The following is a 4,926-nucleotide window of genomic DNA, read 5'->3' as shown; positions in this document are numbered from 1 at the left end:
GTGCTGCGCGCGATCGATGCGGACGCAACGCCGGCGCGATTCGACCGCGCCGCTGCCGAGGCGAAGCTGCGCGAGCTCTCGCGTGTGTTCGTCGACGCACGCGACCTCGAACAGTCGCAGGTCTGGCTGTCGCAGCGCCTGCGCCGCGTCTGGTTCGCCAACAGCGAAGGCAGCCGCGTCGAGAAGCGACTGCCTGAAGTGCAGTTCGGCGCGGCAGCGCGCGCGCGTGCCGACGACGGCCTTTCGGTATGGGACTACGACGACTTGTCCGCGAACGACGTCGCCCAGCTGCCGGCGCAGGCCGACCTCGCCGCGCGCCTACGCGCGCTCGCGCAGCGTGTGAGCGAGCAGCGCAAGGCCGTGCGCCTTGCCGACGATTACACAGGCCCCGTGCTGTTCACGGGCGATGCCGCGGCCAACCTGTTCGGCGGCCATTTCGCGCCGCAGCTCTGGCCCGCACCGCGCCAGTATTCCAATCAGGCGATCAGCGCGGCGGGCGGCAGCTTCGAGCGTCGCATCGGTTCGCCCGTGCTGCCGCCGGGGGTGTCCGTCAGCGACGATCCGCTGCGCGCGGATTTCCAGGGGGAGGCGTTGTTGTCCGCGTTCCGCGTCGACGACGATGGCGTGGCCGCGACGAAGAAGGAGCTCATCGTCAACGGCCGCTTGAAGCAAGTGCTCTGCTCGCGCGCACCGGTCGGCAAGCATTGCAGCGCCGGAAACAATCGCGGCGCCACCGCCGCGGGCTCGACGCTGGAGCTCGTCAGCGAACATCCGAAAACCGAGACCGCGCTGCGCAGCGAACTCGCGCGCGCGGCGCACGACGCCGAGCTGCCGTATGCACTCGAAGTCGAACGCCTGTTCAGCAGCGACGCGCTGCAGCGCCTCGTCTTCGGCAGCCAGCCGACGTGGATGGGCAGCGGTGGCCAGGGCGAGGTTGTGCTGCGCGCGACGTTGCGCTACGCCGACGGGCACGGCGTGCCGGTACGCAACGTGCGCCTCGGCAATGTCGATCTGCGTGACTTCCGCACCGTCGTCGGCATCGGCGACGCGCCGGCGCTGTACGCCAAGGGTTTCGGCGACCGGCAGATCGCCTTCCTCGTGCCGTCGCTGCTGTTCGAGGAACTCACCGCGAGCGACGACCGCAGCAGCACGGTGAAGCCGCCGTTGCTCAAGAACCCGCTCGCAACGAAGTAGCGCTGAAGATCAGATCCGCGAGAAATTCCAGCTCAGCATGCGCCCGTCGCGATACGGCATCACGCCGTGGAACGCGCGCGGATCGGTGTCGAACACGAGCGGCAGGAAGTGGCGGTCGCCTTCCCACAGCGGCAGGTCGAGAATCCTTTTCGCCTCGACCCATTCGAGCGTGCCTTCGGCGTTGTGCTCCAACGGCGTGCCCGCGTAGCGTGTGATCACGAAGACGAAGCCGAACCAGTCCTCGCCGTGCTTGCCAAAGCCGGGCCAGCTGATCGTGCCGCGCAAATTCAAATCCAGGCAGTCGATGCCCGCTTCTTCCATGATCTCGCGGCGCATGCCGGCGACGACATCCTCGTTCGCTTCGAGCTTGCCGCCGAGGCCGTTGTATTTGCCGAGGTGATGGTCGCCTTCGCGCGCGTTGCGATGGATCATCAGCACGTGTTCGCGGTCGGGCGAGAGCACGTAGCCGAGCGTGGCGAGGATGGGGGTGTAGGGCATGGAAGATGTTTTCCCGTTGCGGACAACGAATTGTAACCGTGTTGCACGAGTGCTTGACATTTTTGATTACGAGCGTAATCTTATTTAACGATTACCAATGTAATTGGAGATGACGATGCCGATCAGCGATGCCGAAAGCGTGGTGATGGACGTGCTCTGGCGCAGCCGTGCGCCGATGAGCGCAGAGGACGTGGTCGCTGCGCTCTCCGCCAGCAGCGACTGGCAGGAAGCGACGATCAAGACCCTGCTCAACCGCCTGCTCAAGAAGCGCGCAGTCACCGCCGCACGCGACGGCAAGCGCTACCTCTACAGCGCAAGGCTCAAGCGAGAGGACTATGTGCACAGCGAAAGCAAAGGTCTGATCGATCGCCTGTTCGGCGGTCGCGTTGCGCCGCTGGTCGCACATTTTTCCGAGGCGGGAAAACTGAGCAAGAAGGATCTCGCCGAACTGAAAAGGCTGATCGAGGAGCTCGACGATGACGCATGAGCTGCTCATGGCTCTCGGCCGCGGCGCACTCGTCGCGAGTCTCGCCCTTGCCCTCGTGCTGGCCGTGCGTGTGCCGGCGCGGCGTCGGCTCGGCGCCGCGTTTGCGTACCGGTTGTGGTTGCTCGTGCCGATCGCCGCGTCGGCGACATTGTTGCCGGCCCCGGCACGGCCGCTGATTCCGGCGCTGCAAGTCGCATCATCCGCGCCGTCGTCTTCGACCACCATCGAACTGCAGGCCGCGGTTACGCAACAGGCGTCCTTCGACTGGCAGCCGTGGCTGCTCGCGCTGTGGATTGCCGGTGCGCTCGCGCTCGTCGTCGTGTTCGTGCGCCAGCAGCGCCGCTACCTGAAAAATCTCGGCGCGCTCAGTGCAGGCGATCACGGCGCCTTGCGCGCGCAGGCGACCGATGGCTGCCCGGCACTGGTCGGCGCCCTGCGTCCGCGCATCGTCGTGCCGAGCGATTTCGAATCGCGCTACACGCAGCAGGAGCGCGAACTCGTGCTCGTCCATGAGCGCACGCACCTCGCGCGCGGCGACGCGCAGATCAACGCGCTCGCGGCGCTGTTGCGCTGCCTCAACTGGTTCAACCCACTGTTCCATCTCGCCGCCTCGCGCTTTCGTTTCGACCAGGAAATCGCCTGCGACGCGGCCGTGATGTCCCGTTTTCCGGAAGCGCGTCGGTGCTACGCCGACGCGATGTTGAAGGCGCAACTGGTCGGCAGGTCGCGGCAGGAGCTGCGACTGCCGGCCGGTTGTCATTGGCCCCAGAGCCATCCCTTGAAGGAGCGAATTGCGATGTTGAAATTTTCGAAATTGAGCACGCGGCGACACGCGCTTGCCGGTGGAGTGTCAGTCGCGCTGATCTTAGGTGCCGGCTATGCTGCATGGGCCGCGCAGCCGAGCCGGGCACCCGCTGCCGAAGTCGTTGATGTGAAGAACACGCCTGACGTTGTCGACACGAAAAATACGCAGTCCGCGCAGGCTGATCGAATCAAGATCGATTTGCCGCCGCTGCTCGACAAGCCGCCTCCGTTGGAGAATCCGCCCGCGCCGATCACCCTCTCGGTAAGTTCAAGCGGTAACTACTACTGGAACGACACCCTGATGGGCGAAGATCAGTTGCGGGAGGCAATGGCGGCGGCGGCGAAGAAGAATCCGCAGTCCGAGCTGCGAATCCAGGTCGACAAGACCGCGAATTATCAGTTGGTCGCTGCTGCGGTGAAGGATGCGAAGAATGCCGGCATTACCAGGATCGGCTTCCAGCCGCCGCGGGGCGGCGTCGATGGCGCCGACACCGGGCCGACGGAAGACCTGAACTACAGGCGCATGTATCCGCCGAAGTACCCGGTCGAAGCCGTACGCAACCGCATCACAGGCAAGGTGATGCTCAAGGTCACTGTCGACAAGCGCGGCGTGCCCACGGCTGCTGAAGTCGAAAGCGTTAAGCCGGAAGAGTCCGCACGCGTGCTCGCCGATGCCGCCATCGCCACGGCGATGAAATGGCGCTTCAATCCGGCCATCAAGGATGGTGCTCCCGCAGGGGGCTCGGTGAAGGTACCAGTCGATTTCGTGCTGAGCGACGACAACGGCAATCCGATGCCGCCACCCGACCCGGTCAGCGACGTCAATGTCAGCTATCGCAAGATGCGACCGCCGGTCTATCCGCGCGACGCGATCGCCGCAAAGGTCAGCGGTGCCTTGTACGTGCGCGCGCATATCGACGCCGACGGCAGTGTCGCCGATGCCTACGTCGACCAGGCGGTGCCGGTCTCGGCACTCGCCTTGAAGGAGTCTGCGCTCGCTGCGGTGAAGGCTTGGCAGTTCAACCCGCAAACGCACAACGGCACGCCCGTCGAAAGCGACGTGCTCGTGCCGATGCAGTTCCGCATCGAGGGCGACGCTGCCGCGCAAACGAATGCGCCGGCGCCCGCGTACCCGGATTCGGTCAAGCGCCTCGAGGCCATCGTGGTCACGGGTAGCGCAAGCTGACCCCGCACGGGTCACGGTTTCGCGGCGTCGCTCAGCGAAGAAGCTGTGCGACGCCGCTCGGCGCGGTAGGGATCGTCTTTCAGATAACCGTCGGTCAGTGTGTGCAGGAAAGCGACGATGTCGTCGATTTCCGTGCCGGTCAGCGACGGCTTCGTTCCGGGGCGTTGGCCGGCAAACGGCGGGTCGCGGTTGATGTTGGCGTGGTATCGCGGCGGCAGGTCGTCGTAGGCAACGACTTTGCCGCCGGCATCCTTGGCATACCAGCGCTCCGGCGCGATATCGCGCGTGACGTAGAATTCGATGACCTCGCGCAGATCGTGGAATTTCCCATTGTGGAAAAATGCACTTCTCAGCGCGACGTTGCGCAGCGTCGGCGTGCGGAACAGGCCGCAGTATTCGCTCTGGCCGGCCTTGTCGCGGCGCTCGGGTCCGCAGGCGCCGAGGTCGAAGAACGCGGGATCGCGGTTGCGCGCGATGTTCGCGTTGCGCGGCACGGCGAGCGCGATCAGGCCGTAGTCGGAGAACGCCGGCGCTGTGCCGTCGAGGCCTCGCTTCGACAGATGGCATTGTGTGCAGTTGCCCTTGCGCTCGTCCTCGAACAGGGCGAGGCCGCGTTTTTCCTGCGCGCTCAACGATGCCTTCCGGGTGAGGAAGGCGTCGTACTTGCTCGTGTACGGACTGAATTCGGCGGAGTCTTCCTCGAACGCGGCCAGCGCGCGCGCGACGGCGGCGAACGCGTCCTCGTCGTCGACCAACG

General features: G+C 65.4%; 5 protein-coding genes. 3 read left to right on the top strand and 2 right to left on the bottom strand.

Going from position 1 to position 4,926, the window contains the following annotated elements; all coding sequences use genetic code 11:
- Window positions 1-1,194 (top strand): metallopeptidase TldD-related protein (locus VF497_RS12440; protein ID WP_330889157.1); only part of this gene is annotated, 1,194 nt, incomplete at its 5' end.
- Between the two features lie 9 nt (window positions 1,195-1,203).
- On the opposite strand, the gene VF497_RS12435 is transcribed toward VF497_RS12440, so the two are convergent.
- The gene (locus tag VF497_RS12435) at window positions 1,204-1,692 is read right to left on the bottom strand and encodes an 8-oxo-dGTP diphosphatase (protein ID WP_330889154.1); all 489 of its coding nucleotides are present in this window, start codon (window positions 1,690-1,692) and stop codon (window positions 1,204-1,206) included.
- Window positions 1,693-1,807: 115 nt separating this feature from the next.
- Here VF497_RS12435 and VF497_RS12430 point away from each other — a divergent pair, with 115 nt between their 5' ends.
- Complete coding sequence (locus VF497_RS12430; RefSeq protein ID WP_330889152.1) at window positions 1,808-2,179, top strand: BlaI/MecI/CopY family transcriptional regulator; 372 nt, start codon at window positions 1,808-1,810, stop codon at window positions 2,177-2,179.
- On the top strand, window positions 2,169-4,169 hold the full coding sequence (locus VF497_RS12425) for a TonB family protein (protein ID WP_330889150.1): 2,001 nt from the start codon (window positions 2,169-2,171) through the stop codon (window positions 4,167-4,169). The genes VF497_RS12430 and VF497_RS12425 overlap by 11 nt, the downstream gene beginning before the upstream one ends.
- Before the next feature lie 11 nt (window positions 4,170-4,180).
- On the opposite strand, the gene VF497_RS12420 is transcribed toward VF497_RS12425, so the two are convergent.
- A partial coding sequence (locus VF497_RS12420) for a cytochrome-c peroxidase (protein WP_414706895.1) occupies window positions 4,181-4,926 on the bottom strand: 746 nt, incomplete at its 5' end.

This window comes from Rudaea sp., assembly GCF_036383415.1.
GTDB lineage: Bacteria > Pseudomonadota > Gammaproteobacteria > Xanthomonadales > Rhodanobacteraceae > Rudaea.
This window is presented reverse-complemented; position numbering and strand designations above follow the sequence as displayed.

Coding starts and splice junctions, on each gene's coding strand:
- VF497_RS12425 (WP_330889150.1), top strand. CDS start 2,169: ATGACGCATGAGCTGCTCATGGCTCTCGGCCGCGGCGCACTCGTCGCG.
- VF497_RS12435 (WP_330889154.1), bottom strand. CDS start 1,692: ATGCCCTACACCCCCATCCTCGCCACGCTCGGCTACGTGCTCTCGCCC.
- VF497_RS12430 (WP_330889152.1), top strand. CDS start 1,808: ATGCCGATCAGCGATGCCGAAAGCGTGGTGATGGACGTGCTCTGGCGC.